Here is a 538-nt window from a genome sequence, read left to right as displayed (position 1 = left end):
CGGATGCCCCCCTGGAAGGACAGCAGGCTGGCAATATTCACGATCTTGCCCATGCCGCGCGGCAGTGCCGCACGCGCGAAGGCCTGGCAGGTGAAGAACAGCGCCTTGGCATTCACGTCCATGACGTCGTCCCAATCGGCCTCGGTGAAATCGACGGCGTCGTCGCGGCGGATGATGCCCGCATTGTTCACCAGGATGTCGATGCGCTGTTCGGCAAAGACGTCGCGGGCGGCCATCGGGTCGGCAAAGTCCAGACGCATCGCGCGCCCCGACCCCATCAGGGCCAGAGTCTCATCGCAGTCGCGGCGTCCGGCGGCGATGACATCGGCCCCCGCCTGCGCCATGGCGACGGCGATGGCCTGACCGATGCCCGTGTTGGCACCGGTCACCAGCGCGGTGCGACCTTGCAGGGAAAAGGGGTTCAACGCATGTCCTCCGGCTGGATGAAGTCCATGTCGGTGTAATCGACATTGTCGCCCGCCATCGCCCAGATGAAGGTATATCCGCCAATGCCCGCGCCCGAATGGATCGACCAGGT

At 65.1% G+C, this 538-nt stretch carries 1 protein-coding gene and 1 pseudogene; both read right to left on the bottom strand.

The window, feature by feature from the left end:
• The coding region (locus DKT70_RS17670; RefSeq protein ID WP_146612703.1) for an SDR family NAD(P)-dependent oxidoreductase at positions 1-425 on the bottom strand (425 nt) is incomplete at its 3' end.
• Positions 422-538 (bottom strand): annotated as a pseudogene (locus DKT70_RS18800) (5-dehydro-4-deoxy-D-glucuronate isomerase); the annotation flags it as partial. The gene DKT70_RS17670 and the pseudogene DKT70_RS18800, both read right to left, overlap by 4 nt.

The organism is Paracoccus sediminilitoris, assembly GCF_003259195.1.
Taxonomy (GTDB): domain Bacteria; phylum Pseudomonadota; class Alphaproteobacteria; order Rhodobacterales; family Rhodobacteraceae; genus Paracoccus; species Paracoccus sediminilitoris.
This window is presented reverse-complemented; position numbering and strand designations above follow the sequence as displayed.